General features: G+C 42.0%; 15 protein-coding genes and 1 pseudogene. 9 read left to right on the forward strand and 7 right to left on the reverse strand.

Translation table 11 applies throughout. From position 1 onward, the window contains the following. The 3 genes from KUL10_RS03945 to KUL10_RS18590 form a co-directional block, all read left to right on the forward strand. Positions 1 to 909: hypothetical protein (locus tag KUL10_RS03945; RefSeq protein ID WP_233499692.1), on the forward strand; the 909-nt coding region annotated here is incomplete at its 5' end. After that, positions 906 to 1,613 carry a hypothetical protein gene (locus tag KUL10_RS03950; protein ID WP_110427620.1) on the forward strand — a complete coding sequence of 236 codons (708 nt, stop codon included), beginning with the start codon at positions 906 to 908 and terminating at the stop codon, positions 1,611 to 1,613. The genes KUL10_RS03945 and KUL10_RS03950, both read left to right, overlap by 4 nt. Positions 1,614 to 1,663: 50 nt before the next feature. Continuing rightward, positions 1,664 to 1,831 carry a hypothetical protein gene (locus KUL10_RS18590; RefSeq protein ID WP_158525307.1) on the forward strand — a complete coding sequence of 56 codons (168 nt, stop codon included), beginning with the start codon at positions 1,664 to 1,666 and terminating at the stop codon, positions 1,829 to 1,831. Between the two features lie 24 nt (positions 1,832 to 1,855). Here KUL10_RS18590 and KUL10_RS03955 read toward each other — a convergent pair whose 3' ends face one another. From KUL10_RS03955 to KUL10_RS03965, 3 genes and pseudogenes are all read right to left on the reverse strand, one after another. Continuing rightward, positions 1,856 to 3,304 carry an ATP-binding protein gene (locus KUL10_RS03955; protein ID WP_158525308.1) on the reverse strand — a complete coding sequence of 483 codons (1,449 nt, stop codon included), beginning with the start codon at positions 3,302 to 3,304 and terminating at the stop codon, positions 1,856 to 1,858. 426 nt (positions 3,305 to 3,730) lie between these two features. Then, a pseudogene (locus KUL10_RS03960) lies at positions 3,731 to 4,983 on the reverse strand (type II toxin-antitoxin system HipA family toxin). Next, positions 4,980 to 5,285 (reverse strand): transcriptional regulator, encoded by a 306-nt coding sequence (locus KUL10_RS03965; protein WP_110427622.1) that lies wholly within the window; start codon positions 5,283 to 5,285, stop codon positions 4,980 to 4,982. Before KUL10_RS03965 ends, KUL10_RS03960 begins: the two are co-directional and overlap by 4 nt. A 558-nt stretch (positions 5,286 to 5,843) precedes the next feature. Here KUL10_RS03965 and KUL10_RS03970 point away from each other — a divergent pair. Continuing rightward, on the forward strand, positions 5,844 to 6,362 hold the full coding sequence (locus tag KUL10_RS03970; protein ID WP_110427623.1) for a hypothetical protein: 519 nt from the start codon (positions 5,844 to 5,846) through the stop codon (positions 6,360 to 6,362). 487 nt (positions 6,363 to 6,849) lie between these two features. On the opposite strand, the gene KUL10_RS03975 is transcribed toward KUL10_RS03970, so the two are convergent. Beyond that, on the reverse strand, positions 6,850 to 7,410 hold the full coding sequence (locus KUL10_RS03975; protein WP_110427624.1) for a heat-shock protein: 561 nt from the start codon (positions 7,408 to 7,410) through the stop codon (positions 6,850 to 6,852). 943 nt (positions 7,411 to 8,353) lie between these two features. Between KUL10_RS03975 and KUL10_RS03980 the strand changes: the two genes are divergently transcribed. The 3 genes from KUL10_RS03980 to KUL10_RS03990 all read left to right on the forward strand — a co-directional run bounded on the left by KUL10_RS03980 (position 8,354) and on the right by KUL10_RS03990 (position 13,924). Beyond that, positions 8,354 to 9,172, forward strand: coding sequence for a cyanophycinase (locus KUL10_RS03980; protein WP_110427625.1), 819 nt, complete (start codon positions 8,354 to 8,356; stop codon positions 9,170 to 9,172). Between the two features lie 156 nt (positions 9,173 to 9,328). After that, on the forward strand, positions 9,329 to 12,148 hold the full coding sequence (gene cphA / locus KUL10_RS03985; RefSeq protein ID WP_110427626.1) for a cyanophycin synthetase: 2,820 nt from the start codon (positions 9,329 to 9,331) through the stop codon (positions 12,146 to 12,148). A 6-nt stretch (positions 12,149 to 12,154) separates the two neighbouring features. Continuing rightward, a complete protein-coding gene (locus tag KUL10_RS03990; protein ID WP_233499695.1) occupies positions 12,155 to 13,924 on the forward strand; it encodes a Mur ligase family protein in 1,770 nt (589 codons plus the stop codon). Here the strand turns inward: KUL10_RS03990 and KUL10_RS03995 are convergent. From KUL10_RS03995 to KUL10_RS04005, 3 genes are all read right to left on the reverse strand, one after another. Continuing rightward, positions 13,921 to 14,346, reverse strand: coding sequence for a type II toxin-antitoxin system VapC family toxin (locus tag KUL10_RS03995; RefSeq protein ID WP_110427627.1), 426 nt, complete (start codon positions 14,344 to 14,346; stop codon positions 13,921 to 13,923). The two genes, KUL10_RS03990 and KUL10_RS03995, sit on opposite strands and share 4 nt — an antisense overlap. Continuing rightward, complete coding sequence (locus KUL10_RS04000) at positions 14,346 to 14,597, reverse strand: plasmid stabilization protein (protein ID WP_110427628.1); 252 nt, start codon at positions 14,595 to 14,597, stop codon at positions 14,346 to 14,348. Before KUL10_RS04000 ends, KUL10_RS03995 begins: the two co-directional genes overlap by 1 nt. A 111-nt stretch (positions 14,598 to 14,708) precedes the next feature. Then, on the reverse strand, positions 14,709 to 15,383 hold the full coding sequence (locus KUL10_RS04005) for a nitroreductase (protein ID WP_110427629.1): 675 nt from the start codon (positions 15,381 to 15,383) through the stop codon (positions 14,709 to 14,711). Positions 15,384 to 15,578: 195 nt separating this feature from the next. On the opposite strand from KUL10_RS04005, the gene KUL10_RS04010 reads away from it, so the two are divergent. Together KUL10_RS04010 and KUL10_RS04015 are read left to right on the forward strand one after the other, a co-directional pair. Continuing rightward, the gene (locus KUL10_RS04010; RefSeq protein WP_110427630.1) at positions 15,579 to 16,058 is read left to right on the forward strand and encodes a helix-turn-helix domain-containing protein; all 480 of its coding nucleotides are present in this window, start codon (positions 15,579 to 15,581) and stop codon (positions 16,056 to 16,058) included. A 33-nt stretch (positions 16,059 to 16,091) separates the two neighbouring features. Beyond that, positions 16,092 to 16,754, forward strand: coding sequence for a DNA-J related domain-containing protein (locus KUL10_RS04015; RefSeq protein WP_233499696.1), 663 nt, complete (start codon positions 16,092 to 16,094; stop codon positions 16,752 to 16,754). The last annotated feature ends 58 nt before the right edge of the window (positions 16,755 to 16,812 follow it).

Consider the following 16,812-nt stretch of genomic DNA (forward strand, 5'->3'; position numbering starts at 1 on the left):
CTTGTGTGGAATAATCCGTTGAATGCGACTGATCCGAGTGGGTATGTTGCGCATTTCTTTGCGGCATGGGCAGTGAATCGGGCACAAGGGTATTTGATTGGTCAAATTGCCACGGCCTTAAAAATAGCCTCATTTGTGAACACTGCGTTTGCGGTATACAACACCGCCAACTCGACTTTATCGGTAGCAAAGGCATACACTGCATGGAATGATGGTGCAGGCGGAGCGGTTTGGGGTAACCTGATAGGCGGCTTTGCTAAAAGCTGGGCGATGGGGGTTGGGAACAGTTGTGTTTCTGGCGCGTGTGACTTTGGTTTTGATCCGTTTGGGGTTGATAGGTTGGGGGAGTTGTCGCATTCTGAGGTTTACTCTAGAGATTCAAAAGACGTGAGCGGTAGTAAAGACAAGCGGTCGTCTCGTTCCAACAATGGCCTACCCCCTCGCCCAAGAAATTTGAGTGAAAAAGAGCAAGTTGAATTTGACTCTAAATTAAAAGATCTTCGAAAGAATGCAAAAAGAGAAAACTTTAAGACGCACAAAGAGGCTGCGAAATGGCTTCATGACAATGTTCACGCACTTGCGTGGGAGTATGATATCGAAATTGGTGCAGATATACGTAGGACGCTTATCCTATCTGGAGAGGTAGTTAAGATTGGAGGGCTGTATACTCAAAACTACAGAAACTCTGTCAAAATATCACATAGTCCAGATGCATTTGCAGAGTGGCACTCGCACGCAAAGATAAGTAGTGACTTCACCCATGGAGCGGATACGAAATGGGCAATCGACAATAATCGTCATGCTTATATTTCAACCGGTCATATAGGTGGAGGACCGAAAAATCAGCTAAGAGTGTTTTATCAAGGCAATATGTCTGAAATCTGTGGAGATAGGTGCGCTACTAAATGAAAAATTATTTTGTTTTTATCAGCTTGGTTTTTATGTATTTTAACTCTTGTTATAGTTGGGGAAATGAAGTTTCTGACTCAATTGTCGCCAAATTTAAACCTGATTTAATTGAAGAATATAGATATATTCTGGAACATAAACGCCCTTCAAATTTACTGCCTTCCTTTATCAAAAAGGCCACTAAATATTGGGAACAGAGCTACAACAATAACGCCGTATCGCTCTCTAACAATCAATGTGTTTTTTGGATAGCTTTGTCGGAAATAACCTATCGTGTTAAATCTAATTTTTCAGGTGATTACATCGAGCAAATTGAGTTCCTTCACTCACTCCTTACCGAAGAGGTTCAATTTAAAGATGAATATAAAAATGTTTGCCAAGTGTGGATAAACGAAAACATCGACATATCAATAATTGACTTCAAACAAGATAGCACTTTGTTTAGAGGGAAGTTAGTTGCATTAACCGGTGTGCTTTATATCCAAGAACATGAAAATTTTAGTGCTTTATTTTTGACGAGTGAGCATTTTAAAGCTTTAGACTTAACGAATGCGATCATGATAGAAAACCCAGTAGATATTGATGCAAATTTACACGGTAAGTTAGTTCGAATTGAAGGACGGATATCTGTTTATGAGGATCCAGAAGAAGGTTTGACTAAAAATTATTTGTATTTTGGAAGAGTGATACAAACTTTCGAGTAGTCTAAAAGAGGCTAGGTTATCTGCTTCAGAAGCGGTTTTAAGTTTGCTTAGTGTTTGAGAATAGCACACAAACCCACTTTGCATATGGGGTAGACACCACACGCTATAAACGCATCGATATAGATGCCCAAGGCGAGCAAAGCACCACATGGTATATCGGCAATGTCGAGTTTGTTGAAAAAGGCGCATGCGCGCTTTCTTTTGAGATGCTTTTATAGATCCCAATTAATAATTTACCAATTCTAAGCTGGCAAAAATAGATCGTTTAAAGTGACTACTAGTGGATTTAGCTCGTTGAAATGTTCGTTTTTAGTAACGCCTTCAGCTGTAACGAGAATGAACCTAACATTATATTTATTGCCAGTTTGCTCATTAAAAACCACTCGTTTATTTATTAGCTCTTTTTTGTAGCTCTCGCTAATTGTAAACAGGCCGTCATAGTATTTACACTCAATGATTTCAATATTTCGACTCCGCCCTTCATGACTGAGTAATAAGTCTATTTGAGCGCCTTTTTCTTGTTTGTTTTTGGCCCTGTACGACCAGTAATGACTTGATGTGGGTATTCCGCTTATGCCAATAGCCGCCTTTATCTGTTTTACATGGGCGTGGCATAATTTTTCAAATGTATATCCTGACCATATTGCGTACTCCTGAGAGTTAGATGATTTTTCCCAGTCGTTAGTTTTATTTTTTCCTGCCATCCAACGATTATGAAAATATGAAAAAAAGTCTGTCGCTACGTAGATATTTTCTCGGCTAACGTTACCAAATTTTGAGTATTCTGTGATGAAACCTGAACCTAGCAGCTCTTCTATTGTTTTGGCTATATGCCCATTGGAAACTTTAAGTTTATTGGCTAAATCTGATTTAGTAAGTCCACTCCATCTATCAGTTAACGCAGTCATTACTTTATAGTGATATTCAGGGTGCCTGAATAATGAATGGTATAGCTCCTCGTACTCTCCTTGAAGCAGTGCATGTTTAGCAAAACATATCTCTTGTATGGCCTGTTGAGGAGTACAAGAACGATTTAATTCAGTGAGATATTTAGCAACCCCACCAACTGCCATATATATATTTGCAACGGCTTTATTGTTATAGTGATTGAAGCCATTAGCCTCTAAGAATCGCTTGGTATCGAAAAGGTCAAATTGCTCCATTGGGAGTTTGCGGGTTATCCTGTTGTGTAGAGGGCCTTTGTTTTTCACGACCTTCTTAAGCATGTATGAAGCGGCAGAGCCACAGACAACTAATGAGAACCCTCGCCGCCTAGATACATACTTATTCCAAAACTCTCCTATCTCAGCAAGCAAGCCAGATCTTTGTGTATCCATCCAAGGTAATTCATCTATGAATATCACTAACGTTTCATTTTGTGGAAAATTATCAAGACATTCTCTTAATATTTCAAAAGCATCAAACCAATCTTCAGCTTTTCGTCCTTTGAATGCAGGGTTAAATCGGGCGATTTCAGCCAAGAATGCTTTGATCTGAGTTCTTTTTGGTTGCTCGAAGCGTCCCGTAAATTCTATGTATTTTATTTTTTCTTTGCTGCAAAAGTGGAGAATAGTTTCTGTTTTACCGATTCTACGGCGGCCAAACAACGCTATAAATGACGAAGAGATATTGTTTATTTGCTCTTTTAAGGCTTTTAGCTCTGTTTCTCTGCCTACAAACTTAGTAACCATTATTTCCATCACCTTTGAGATTACGAAATATCTATAAAAAATATTAGGGTATTTCGCAATCTTAAAGCATTCCCCTAGTAACAAACAAGTTGAGATTGCGAAATAAGCCTGCTAAATTCCGCTTTATTTCGCATTCTCAGAAATAAAAGGGGTCAGTGTTAATTAATCATACATTTTGTTGGTTATTTTTCCGATACCCTGAGGCGGCGTCGTTTTAGCGTTATTGAGCGATCTTTTTTATGTTAACCCGAATTTCTTAAACGAGATTCGGGTTACTTAAGAACATTTTGTCTAAAGATGGTTTCACCTAGAGCGCTTCACGCGCAACTATCTACCTTTTTATATAGATAGTTGCGCACTAAGGGAGTGTTTGAACATTTACTGGTCAATCAGTGTTTAAGCATAAAATCCAAGGTTGTGATTATTCTATACTCTAAATGCTTCTTGCATTCCAAGTTGCTCTTGCCTGCTAATACCAATATCAGAAGCAACAGCTTCCCAGTTTTTCGCTGAGTGCATCACTTCGTCATAGATTTTCTTAGCCTCAGAGTCTTTCAAGTTAAAGTAGTCAGCGACACTAAATGCCAAACCATAATCTAGCTCATTTGACATGTCATCTATGTTTAGGTGTAAGCCGGTCTTATCAATAGACGGGTTTAAATCATAAGCAGGTGACAGTGCCCATCCTTTTTTGTCAGTAAGAAGCCGTGATTTCGTAGATGGTCATCGGTATTAGATACAGCAATATTAAACACAATACGGCGCCACAGCTGCGCTAAATCTTTTTGAGTTTGCGAGCCGTTGATAGTTAGGAATTCTGCTAGCTCTAAGTAACCTGCATCTTCTGTTTCGCCCCTGCCGTCATAGTACTGAAGCTGAGTCATAGCTGATGAAAAATGTATTCGCTGACCTTTATCTCGGTCAAATCGTTTAGTGATAAACGTATGATGAGTAGAGTTAAACTTCTGAATATCACATGGATACATGTCAACGCCAGCATCAAGGGCTAGCTTATGGCAGACCATTTCCCAAGCGCCGACATCTGTAGTGTCGTTACTATTGGGAAACTTGGCTATCCATAAATCATTATTGTCATCGTGCACACATGCTTTAGGGCGAGCACCACCTAATGAAGAGCCCGGCGCAATGAGCATGCTTAACCAACGGTAATACTCGTCACTATCAGTGTTTTCATCGCTTTCGATCATCATTGAGGCATACTCTAGTTGTTTAAGTGACGCCATTGGTGGTGCAGCATACTCAGCATTATCATCTAAGAAATTGCCCTCTGGGGATGTTTTGAATCGTAAACCTCCCATCCGATATGAATCATGAACACCAAGTAAATAATCCATGGCAGTCATTCTTGCGGTTTCTCTGTGGCCATTTTTGAAATCGAGAGCTGCACGCCGTTTCATTAATAACTCGCCCCAACGGTCTGGGCAAGAATCTAGAAACACGCGGAAGTTTTTATCACTTCTATCGTTATAATGCTCTCCCGAAGTTAATGCTAGTGACGGGTCGAGCTGCATGCGAAACGGAGACGTTAAAAAATCACTATCGTATTCAAAGCTAAATACGCCACCTCGTGATGTTTCCTGAAATAAAAGGTGGCCAGCTAAAATAGGCGCTTTTATTGGAAACCAAGAAGCATAAACTTCAGCCGTTACTCGACTCATCGCTTTTTCTCCAATAACTTCATGTCTTGAAGTTTACTGCCCAATTCATCATGCCCGGCCATGTCTGCAAAGTTACTTTCCATGCCGAATACCGCCATCACTTTTAAGTAAGCGCCAATAGCAACACCAGGGTCGCCGTTGAATACTCTAGTGATGGTCTTAGGATCTAAGCCTGTACGTTCTGCTACCAATGACTTGGTGAATTCTCGGCGTTTCATAGCCAGAAATAGATCTTCACCAAAAGTGGTGAGGATCTTCTTTTGTTTAGGAAACAGTTTTTTGTGGCCAGCTACACTTGCCATACTCAACTCACTAGGGATTATTTTCCCATAACATATATTTTAATGTGGATAATTATCCCTTAAAAATAAAATTATTCAAGTTTGGGCTTTAAAGCATTTGTTTTTCGTGGGTATAATTATCCCGATAATTGGTTGTAATGTGGAAAATTATCCTTTTCGTTAACTTTGTTTTCAAAAAAAAATAAAAGAGAAAAAAGATGGTTTTTGGGAAGAATTATTCAACGATGACAATGACAGAGAATACTTTTACGACGACTTAACTGTTGGTAAAGATCGCAGTATCAAAATTAGCGGTTTTGGCTCTGTTGCGGGCTTTCATACACACCCTGGTGGCACGCCTTACTTCTCCAATAGCTCGGTGGTAAAGGAGGGGTCAGGTGACGTAGGGTGGGTCAAAGCTCATAGGCAACCACTTTATATGTCTTACAGAGATCAGAATGGGCTTAATTTTAAAGTATGTAACATAAACTCAAATAGATGTAGCAGCACTTTTGAAGCAGAGATTCCTCAAGGTGGTTTCAGAGGATTTACTTATGGTATCGAGGGAGAAGCCATTCGATGAAACGTTTTATTAGCACATTAGTTGTTGCATTTAGTTTGATTTTCTTAGCATCCTGTCAACAACACAACTTTAGCACCAAAGATCGTTTTTTCAGTGCCAGAGCAATCGAAGTTTGCGAGGATGCAATCAGAGAGAAAAGCCCAAGCTATCGAGCTCATGAAAGGTTTAATAGTCCATTACGAACTGCGACTTTTATTTATTCAAACGTTAATCCATACATAAAAATCAAAATTGGTTTGCTACCACAAAGTATTGAGAATCCTCCCCCACTTATCAGTAGTGATTATGCATTTTTTTGTAGCTTAGATATCGGTGACGCGCCTCAAATTATTTCGTTAGTTGGTCCTGATGGGCCAAATTCGAATGGCTTGGAGACCTATGTTGACAATATAGACCAAGCATATATCGACGAATTCGAGAAATATAAAGCTTATATAATGAGTGGTGGCGAAGAACAACTTAAGAGGTTTACGTTTGTAATTAAAAATGGAGAGTGGGTTCCTATTGAGGAATAGTATTTTAAGATCAGTTTAGTTAAGTGGGTTAGAGCTAATTCAACTAGACGGAAAATAGCGTTATTCAGCGATTGGAAGCACGATATTACACATGTAAATCGATTCTACAACCAATATGGTTATCACTATGCAAGTCAAAGTGGTTTTGTTATTCGCTATGTTCAAGAATTTCCTGGCCATGCCGATTTACCCACTACTCAACGATATGTGAACGTAAGTGCGGCGAAGTTGAGAGGAGTGTATGACAAAACGCACTTAGCAGCGGTAATGCACGATAATTAAATATACTTGACTATTGCAAAGGATATGTTCAATATTGTACTCATAGCGTGTACTTAATTATCGCGTTTAGGATGCAGCAGACATGTGAAAGCATGACATTCCATTACCTATATGGTCGAGGCGGTGCCGGTAAAGATGTTCTGAATACCAAGTTAATTCTTGGCGAAGGCTCCCTGAAGGGGGCCTTTGTTACATCTGGGGTTTGTTAATTGGCAGGCTTCGGTAGTTTTTTATTCTTCAATAACGCCCAAGCAATTTTTTCAAACTTCACTTTTTTGATTTTACCTAAGCCCTTCTCAAGCAAATAGGCACTTTCAACATGTAGCCTTAACTTTTTTTGGCTACGAAAAACTGAAAATACTATCTGGTAAACAATTTCATTGCCTTGCCCGTCTGTAAACGTTGCGCTGCAATAATTGTCGTAACCGCCATGGTATACAAACTGCTCGGGAAGCGTTCTAATTATCTGCGGTAGGCTTTTGGACAAATTGTAGCGACCAATATGAAAGGCTCGCCTATCTTTGGGGGAAGGGTATTGCAAAGCTGGATTAGAAGCATTGTTGCCAGAAGGCTCGTCTTTAGTAAAACAATGATGTGAATAAGTAATATAGAACTTATAAATAACGCTTGCTTGTTTACTGTCTTGGTAAGTGACTAATTCAGCATCAAGGTGAGCAAGGCAAAATACCTCACCCGTCACATGAGTATGTGGCGACCAAGACTGCACTTCATTATCTGCTAAATTAAATTTTTTCTTTGCTGTCATGCTATCTAGTTCATCGATTTGAAAACGTATTTTTCGTTAATAGAGATCTACTACACAAGGGCTTGAATAGTTGATATGGTAAATCCGACTAAGTGGTATTTAGCTCGATTAATTCATATGACTGGCCGCATTTACGCCCCTTTCTTGGGCAGGTTTATGTCAGCTGACCGCATATTCAGGCAGCGACGAATGCTCAGAGTTTGAATCGGTATTCGCTTTTGTTACAACAAAAATTGTTAATCTAATTGAACGTGATTATACTTCGGTTTATCAACTGACCCATTTTCCACGCGCGGCATTACGACCCCTGGAAACTTAAAGAAAAGCAAACAGATGTCAACACTGCGGTGGAAGCACTTTATCATGTATTAACCGATACTTCGCTTGAACATATTGTCTTTATTACCAACGACACAGATATAGCCCTAGTGCTGAACAAAATTAGTAGATGGGCTTCCTAAGTTGCAAGATCTTCCCATAAATCTAGTGAATGATGCCAAAACAGCTGCTGATGTTTTGGTTCACGCCCAAGCTTATGTAAAGTATATCGAGTCTAAAAGAAGCTGAGAGTACTAAATAAATACCGCCCCGAGACAATGTTCCATAAATATGAACGGGCGGGTGTATGATATTTAATGGCCCCTTAACGAAATACATTACACTCACAACATAGCAACATAGCAACATAGCAACATAGCAAGATAGCAGTATATAAGCATGAAAAGCAGCGTCTTACGCCAAAAGTCCCAGAGATGAGGTGCAAAGTGTTACATTAGGTTTTTGTATTGCCACTTCGACAGCCAAGTATGAGAGATTTAACAATAAAACTTGCATACTTGACAAATTTGCATCATAAAGGCGGCATTGAACACGTCATGGCCCTTGGCCATTTACACGTTAAACATAAACAGCAAGTTATTAAAGGTACATTTGAGTAAATACTATGCCATCTCCTACTATTGAAGGCACGCAACGCGGCTACGTTATTCCTATTGGCGGTGCGGAAGAGAAATTTGATAATCCAGAGATCCTCGCAAAATTTGTTGAGATTTCTGGTGGAAAAGACGCGGTGATCACAGTGGTGCCGACCGCTTCTCAACTAGACGATACAGGTGCACGTTATCAAAAGATTTTTGATGATTTGGGTGTGAAGAAAAGTTATTCCTTACCCATTACAGAACGCGCTGATGCACAAAACGAAGACTATGTGAAAACCCTAGAAAAAAGCACGGGTATCTTTGTGACAGGTGGTAATCAATTGCGTTTATCCACCATTTTAGGTGGCACGCCGATCGCTAAGGCAATACGCCAGTTAAACGCGCAAGGTGTCAATTATGCGGGCACATCTGCTGGCGCGGCGATTGTGTCACAGCACATGATTACTGGCGGAAGCACAGGCATCGTCCCTACCGAAGATGGCGTAAACTTGGCGCCGGGTATGGGCTTAATTAACACTATTGTGGTCGATCAGCATTTTAATGAGCGCAACAGGCTAGCCAGACTACTTTCTGCGGTCTCATATAATCCTTTCTTGATTGGTGTTGGCTTAGATGAAGATACCGCGGCATTTATCGACCATAATAATCAGTTTACCGTGGTCGGAAGTGGCGCAATTACCGTGGTTGATCCTAGCGATATTGAGTATTCATCTATGGCAGAAGCGCGTTCGGGTGATGCGCTTACGCTGTTGAACCTTAAAGTACATATTTTGGCAGCCGGTGGGCGTTTTGATATTGGTGAGCGCAAAGCCTTTGTTAGCTGAATGAACAACTGTCCCAAGTGATAAAAGTAAACAATCAAAGGTAGCGTAAGCTACCTTTTTTATGTACTTTAGTAGACCTATGATTATAATTTGAGCGTCGAAACAGCCGAAGAGTTGCCCATTCGATAGCCGTATTGTTTACAGGGATAAGAGCTTATGAAGATTCTCAGTCAAAATGTGTTTGTTGGTCCTAATATCTATGCCAATTTCCCAGTAATTTGCTACCAAATAGACTTGGGGGCACTTGAAGAATGGCCGTCGGTAAAGCTCGGGAAAGCGTTCACCGATGGGCTTGTTAATGCGCTTCCATCACTTCAAAAGCATGGCTGCTCTTATGGCGAAGAAGGTGGGTTTCTTAGGCGTCTGACTGAAGACGAAGGCACTTGGATGGGACACATCTGGGAACATGTCGCCATTGAATTACAAAATCTTGCGGGCAGTGCCGTTACCTTTGGCCGTACTCGAAGTCTAGAAGACAAAGGCTGTTATTACGTTGTTTATCAATATCACCAACGCGACGTCGGCTTAGAAGCAGGTAGTTTGGGTTTGCGCTTGCTACAACATCTGATGCCTAAAAATGTACAAGCACTCATCGGTGCGCACGTCGAAGAAGACTTTAACTTTGAAGAAGAGCTCACCGACTTCATTAAAATGGCGCAACGCAAAGAGTTTGGTCCCAGCACAGCCTCTTTGGTCTCTGCCGCCGAACAGCGCGATATTCCTTGGTTAAGACTCAACAATTATAGTCTTGTGCAATTTGGGCATGGTAAGCATCAACAGCGCATCCAAGCCACAATTACTAGCCAAACGAAACACATTGCGGTTGAAATTTCATGTGATAAAGAAGATACCCATAATCTACTTAATGACCTAGGCTTGCCTGTCCCTCAACAGTTAATGATTTACAGTGAACGTCAAGCCGTGAGGGCGGCTCAGCGGATAGGCTATCCAGTTGTTCTTAAGCCATTAAACGCAAATCACGGTAGAGGGGTTAGCATTAACCTGACGACCGATGAAGAAGTCATTACAGCGTTTGGTGAAGCCAGAGAGCATGGCACTAGCCGCGCAGTGCTAGTCGAGAGTTACTTAACAGGCTATGACCACCGTATGTTAGTGGTTAATAATGAATTAGTCGCTGTCGCCAAGCGTGTGCCGGGGCATGTGGTCGGCGACGGTGTTCACACGATCGAAGAGCTCGTTGATATCGTGAATCAAGATCCCCGCCGAGGCGTGGGTCACGAAAAAGTATTGACGAGACTTGAATTAGACAACCAAGCAGAGCGTTTAATGGAAGATGCAGGCTACACTGCTCAAACGGTTTTAGAAAAAGACCAAACATTCTTTTTACGTTCAACGGCCAATTTATCAACTGGTGGCACGGCGATTGACGTCACTGACATCGTGCATCCTGATAACCGAGATATGGCGATCAGAGCTATCAGAGCAATCGGTTTAGATATTGGTGGCGTAGACTTTTTAACTGACGATATCTCAAAGTCATACAAAGAAATAGGCGGCGGTATTTGTGAGTGTAATGCCGCTCCAGGCTTTAGAATGCACGTTGCGCCTAGCGAAGGTCAAGCGAGGGATGTTGCGGGCAAAGTCATGGATATGCTGTTTCCGACTGGCTCAGAATCACGCATACCTGTTGCTGCAATCACAGGAACAAACGGCAAAACGACTACCTCAAGAATGCTTGCAAGTATCATGAAGGCCGCTGGTTTTACGACGGGCATGACCTCAACTGACGGTGTCTATATCGACGGGCATTTAACAGTTAAAGGGGACATGACAGGGCCGACTTCAGCACAAATTGTACTGCGCGACCCCAGTGTTGATTTTGCGATAATGGAAACCGCTCGTGGCGGGATCGTCAAACGTGGATTGGGCTATCAGCGTTGTGACGTCGGCGCTTGTCTAAACATTTCAGCCGACCACTTAGGTCAACGAGGCGTGAATACGCTTGAGCAACTTGCACAAATCAAACGTGTTGTTGTGGAAGTCGCCGACAAGTGTGTCGTACTCAATGCCGATGATATTCACTGCTTACAAATGGCTGAATTTTGTCATGCCCAACAAATTTGCTACGTCACTATGGACTCGGGCCACGGTTTAGTCAGAGAGCATATTAGAAGTGGCGGTATGGCGGTTGTGCTTGAAAAAGGCATAAATGGCGACATGATCACCATTTATGACAAAGGCGCTCATATTCCATTGTTGTGGACGCATTTGATACCTGCAACGATTGAAGGCAAAGCCATGCACAACGTTCAAAATGCGATGTTTGCTACTGCGATGGCTTACAATTTCGATACTTCTCTTGAAGATATTCGTCAAGGCTTGCGCATTTTCAATACGTCTTTCTACCAAGCGCCGGGTCGTTTAAATATCTATGACGAGCATCCGTTTAAAGTCATACTTGATTACGCACACAACCCTGCCGCGATTAAAACCATTTCTGATTTAGCGGCGCGTCTAGACGTCAAAGGTAAACGTCGTGTAGTGGTTGCAATGCCGGGTGACCGTCGTGACGAAGACATCATTGAGGCGGCAAAAAGTGTCGCTCCTATCTTTGATACCTTTGTGTGTAAAGCAGACGATGACAGACGTGGCCGTGGCTTTGATGAGGTTCCACTTTTGATAAAGAAAACACTGATGGAAGAAGGCGTATCAGAAGACTGCATCGAAGTGATTCCAAGTGAAGAAGAAAGCATCGATAGCGCACTCAAAGGCTGTCGAAGCGGTGATTTACTGGTGATCCTTGGTGACAACATTACAAGATGTTGGAAGCAAATTGTGCACTTCAATGAAGATGGCGAAAAACTCATTGAAGAAGATTCAACGCCTTCGCAAGACTTCCCTGAAAAGCTGTTTGAACCTGTAGAGAATAAGTTTGAACTTAGCATCGGTCAAAAGATAGTGAAAGACGATCGCGGTGTTCACATCGTCGTTGAGCGTGATGAAGAGTCGGATTAACGACTTATGAGTGAGATTAGGTTTGCGCTTGATGAAGTTCGTCGATTAACCGGCCCAAATTTATTATCGGATAAGCCCGGTGCGATTGCTGACGTATTTATAGAGAATATCGATCCGCTATGGGTGCTCAAGATATGGAAAAAACATATCGCCCGTTTTCAAGCTCGCTTTGGCTGGCAACAAGACCTTTATACGCGTTTCTTTGATGGTGGGTTAAGCGTTGCTATCCCTGCGCAAATGGACCTGCTTTATAGTGCATGTGATCTGCTCGAATTATCATGGGAGTTATGCATTGCCGAATTACATGAAGGCGATGCCAATGATTACGAAGACATTCTCCTTTTAGAAAATGCGCTAGCGAACACCATAAAAGACGAGCTTAATCCTGCTTTGATTAATTTTATCGAACAAGCGCACAAAAACGACGTGAGGTGCCTAGTCGATGACGATGAAATCAGCTTGGGAACAGGGCATTATGCGCAAACGTGGCCGATTGATGCATTTCCTAATCCGAATGAAGTAAAGTGGGAAGACTTTAAAGACATTCCTCTGGCTCTATTTACGGGGACTAACGGCAAATCCACCAGTGTGCGTCTTGCTGCTGAGATCGCTAAAGCTGCCAATTTGCGCGCTGGCGTCACATCAACAGACTTTATAAAAGTAGGTGACGAGATTATAGACGAAGGGGATTACTCCGGTCCCGGTGGCGCTAGAATACTATTACGAGACAAGCGAACAGAAGTTGCCTACCTAGAAGTCGCAAGAGGCGGCCTATTAAGACGAGGTTTACCTGTCACCCATGCCAATGCATCACTCGTCACTAACGTGGCCAGTGATCACCTTGGGCAGTACGGCATTAATTCGGTCGAAGAGATCGCAGAAGTTAAACTCATGGTGGCAAAAGCAATTCATCAAGGGCAGGGGCGCTTAGTGCTAAATGCTGATGATCGCTTACTCGTCGAATACGCAAAGTCGCTCGACAAACCCATTGTCTGGTTTAGCCTTGACGAACAAAACCCACTGATTCAACAAAGTATTGCTGATAGGCGTTTATGCGTATTTGTTAGTGACGCTAACTTAAAGCAAGATGCAAGAGAAAATAGTCTAGTTGGCGATAGTGAAGCACTTACTTATTTATGTGAAAAAACGGGTGAGAAAAAAGCGATCGTCGATATCAAAGACATTCCAATGACCGTAAAGGGCTACGCTAGACATAATGTACAAAATGCATTGGGCGTGGTCGGCTTGTCCAAATCACTTGGCTATGATGACAAATACATTAAACACGGCCTTTTAAACTTTGAAAGCAGTGCTAAAGACAATCCAGGCCGCACTAATATCTATGACCGAAACGGCGTAAAAATCGTCGTCGATTTCGCTCATAATGCGCATAGCATGCAAGCCGTTATCGATATGGTGAAAGCCATGTCTGCCGACCAGGCGTTTAAAAGGATATATGTGCTCTTTAGCCATGCTGGCGACCGTTCCGACCAAGATATCAAAGACGTTGCCGATGCCGTCCGCGAACTCAACCCAGATGTGTATGTGTTAAGTGAACTAGAAGAGTACCTGAGAGGCCGTGAAAAAAACGAAATCTCTGAGATTGTCGTTTCGCACCTGCTAGCAAGTGGCGTAGACGCAAGTAAGCTAGTGTGTACGCCTAGCCCCTATTCAGGTGCTGAATTTGTTTTAAACAATGCCGCCGAGGGGGACTTGGCTTTGTTATTTATCCTGAGTGAGCGTGAACGAGTCAATCAACTGATCCAACATAATTAATCATTGTTTGTCCAAGGATTAATTATTTTAACGCCCACACCGTCAAAGTCAGCCACATTACGCGTGATGATTTTGAAGTTATGTGTTTTGGCGATTGCTAGAATCATTAAATCAACGGAATCAATGTGAAGCCCGGCATGTTCTCGCTGTTCACCCAATCGGGCGTATTCAAATGCTGCCTTTTGTTCAAAAGCAAATATTCTGGTGCCAAAGGCATGATGAGCAAATAGCTTAAATTGCTCATTTAGCTTTAATTTACGCTTTCCGTCTGGCAGTCGACTAATACCTCTTTGTATTTCAGCAATGTTTATCCACGTTGTGCACAGCGTGTTTAGCTGTTTAGAAGCCAAGAACTTGGCAACAGAAGCACTCGGTTCTTGCTTCATCATCTCCGAAATAACATTCGTGTCGAGGATATACATCAGTCGAGCTTCACATCTTCGCGTGAAGAGCTTCTAAGTGGAAGGTTTAGCTCGATGTCGCTATGCTCTGGCTCAGCAAAATAAGTTGCTGCAATTTCCATAATGTTACTGCTTGATTGGTCATCATCTTTTGACGCATCTTGCAGGATATTTCGAACATACTGCTCTAACGAAATACCAGCCTTTGCTGCTTTTACTCTAAGTGCTTCTTTTGTGGGATCGGGGAGGTTTCGGACAGTGATAACGGCCATTTCTGATACCTTCAAATTACTTTAACTAAACATATTAAAATAATATCAGGTGATGTCATTGACTTCAATGCTGTCATTGAAGTCAGGTGGGAGCTTATTTGCATCCTCCAATTACTCAAACCCGTGATAAGTCACAAACTCCTCATTGTCCGCGCGAGTAGAGCGAACGTCATTAGCGGCAAAGTCTTTATCTGGGTAGCCCATCGCAATACAAATCATGATCGCTTCATCATCAGGAATGTTGGCATATTTGTGCACGACATCAGATTGCATAATGCCTTGTCCATTGATGACGCAACCCAAACCTAAGTCCCAAGCGGCTAGCACGATACCGTAGGCCAATGAACCCAGACCAAACTGCGTGATGCCTGCAGGTTCTAATGATTTATCATAGGTTAAGACCAATGACACCGGCGCATCAAATTGCCTGAACCCGCGCATCATCCACTCCATGCGTTTTTCTTTGTCTTCACGCCCGATTCCCATGATTTCAAAGAGTTGAATTGCAACGTCTATTTGTCGTTTGCGGTGTATGCCTTCATAGTCTTCTTTGTAGGGAAAGTCTCTGACATGGGGCTTGCCCGCTAAGGTGTTTTCAGTATTGCCTTGTCGGATTTTATCCAGCACGTCGCCGGTGACTGCATGAATTTTCCACGTTTGTGTATTGTAAGAGGAGGGTGCCCACTTGGCTGCGTTTATCACTTGGTCTACAACTTCTTTACTCACTGGTTTTTGACTAAACCCGCGCACACTTTTTCTTGAGGCAGCAAACTCTGCGAAATTCATATTCTTCCCAAATGTTAATATAAAGTAAAAAGACTAAACATTCTTATCTCTGCTTGCAAGCTTGGCGGTAAGTTGTCGTCTAAAAGTCATATCGGTGACAGGTCAATGGCACACGGTTAGCGTAGTTTTGTCACACTGCTCACTTTGTAATGGCATTAAGCTTTGAATGTGTTTTAATAAAAATGAGAGAACGATATGAGCAATGAAGTGAAGCTAAACAAAGATACTATTCAAACCCTTAGGCACTCAAAGTGTTGGAGTCAGGACGAACTGGCCGCAGCTGCCTCTGTCAGCATCAGAACGATCCAACGAGTAGAAAAAAGTGGCACCGCATCTTTGGAAACCACAAAGGCTATCGCCGCCGTTTTTGACGTCAGCCCTCGCGAGTTACAAGTTTCAAAAAAAGTAGAGTACCGCGCACTTAAATACCTGTTTAACTATGCGTGGCTAATTGCCTTTTTTGCGTCGAGTTTGTTTTTTGGGATGTGGATTGTCGATATTCTTATTCCTACTTTAAAAGGGGCCGATTTTAACAACCAATATGAAATTCATGGCAATTTTAGATATTTAGATTTTGGCGGTTTGAGTCTATTCTTCGGCTTTGCTTTGTTATTGTTGAGAATGCTTGTTGAGCATTTGAATATCAACCGTTTACTCAACTTACGACGAGACTAGTGAGCTTTGTAAACACCATAGAAGGCTGAAAGTTTGGATTTAGAGGATCAGAAAATTAACCAATCAAGTCAAGCGAATAAGCAGCATCACCAGACATTGATTGTGCTTAAAGAGGCGCTATCTGACTTTCAGCAAACGTTTAAAGAGGGGATAAGTGAATACGAATTGATCAACCAACTCAAAAAGCCGCCTTATTGTTTCTTTGATGAAGATGCTTTAGCAGATCCCCTAATTCTTTTTCAAACACACTTTATTCTTTTTCATGCCTTGTATTTGTTGCGAAACGATTGGAGGCAAGCACAGGTTGGTGAGTTAACGATTTCAGCCTTAAAGATTCAGTTGTCAGGTATTCATGCACCACAATCAGGCATTGCTCCCAACGATCCACTCGCTGATTACTACCTTGATTGGCGCAATTTACTCAAGACTAACGATGACGATGTCGAAAAGCTACTCACAAGTTTTTGGTCTAAAATGGCAGGTATTGAATCTATTGAAGTTTACTCTTCAGCACAAATCAATGCTGCCCTAGCTGATTTATCATTTAACTCACTTGATGGCCTCAACAGGCAAACGTTAAAACAGCAATACCGAAAGTTGCAACATGAGTATCATCCAGATAAAGGTGGCACGGTAGAGCAAGCACAAACAATACTGCGGGCATATACAATTCTTTGTGCGGTAATAGATGTTTAAATATCAGCGTTTATCGATCATGTAAGTAGGTGAGTTGATTTAACAAAACCGAGAAGCG

The sequence above is a fragment of the Glaciecola sp. KUL10 genome, from assembly GCF_003203515.1.
In the GTDB taxonomy this organism is placed as follows: Bacteria; Pseudomonadota; Gammaproteobacteria; order Enterobacterales; family Alteromonadaceae; genus Glaciecola.

Bases quoted from the DNA above. Each gene is read 5' to 3' on its own strand.
- KUL10_RS04000 (WP_110427628.1), bottom strand. From the start codon at position 14,597: ATGGCCGTTATCACTGTCCGAAACCTCCCCGATCCCACAAAAGAAGCA.
- KUL10_RS03975 (WP_110427624.1), bottom strand. From the start codon at position 7,410: ATGACAGCAAAGAAAAAATTTAATTTAGCAGATAATGAAGTGCAGTCT.
- KUL10_RS03980 (WP_110427625.1), top strand. From the start codon at position 8,354: ATGCCATCTCCTACTATTGAAGGCACGCAACGCGGCTACGTTATTCCT.
- KUL10_RS04010 (WP_110427630.1), top strand. From the start codon at position 15,579: ATGAGCAATGAAGTGAAGCTAAACAAAGATACTATTCAAACCCTTAGG.
- KUL10_RS04005 (WP_110427629.1), bottom strand. From the start codon at position 15,383: ATGAATTTCGCAGAGTTTGCTGCCTCAAGAAAAAGTGTGCGCGGGTTT.
- KUL10_RS03965 (WP_110427622.1), bottom strand. From the start codon at position 5,285: ATGGCAAGTGTAGCTGGCCACAAAAAACTGTTTCCTAAACAAAAGAAG.
- KUL10_RS03970 (WP_110427623.1), top strand. From the start codon at position 5,844: ATGAAACGTTTTATTAGCACATTAGTTGTTGCATTTAGTTTGATTTTC.
- KUL10_RS03995 (WP_110427627.1), bottom strand. From the start codon at position 14,346: ATGTATATCCTCGACACGAATGTTATTTCGGAGATGATGAAGCAAGAA.
- KUL10_RS03950 (WP_110427620.1), top strand. From the start codon at position 906: ATGAAAAATTATTTTGTTTTTATCAGCTTGGTTTTTATGTATTTTAAC.
- KUL10_RS03990 (WP_233499695.1), top strand. From the start codon at position 12,155: ATGAGTGAGATTAGGTTTGCGCTTGATGAAGTTCGTCGATTAACCGGC.
- KUL10_RS03955 (WP_158525308.1), bottom strand. From the start codon at position 3,304: ATGGTTACTAAGTTTGTAGGCAGAGAAACAGAGCTAAAAGCCTTAAAA.
- cphA (WP_110427626.1), top strand. From the start codon at position 9,329: ATGAAGATTCTCAGTCAAAATGTGTTTGTTGGTCCTAATATCTATGCC.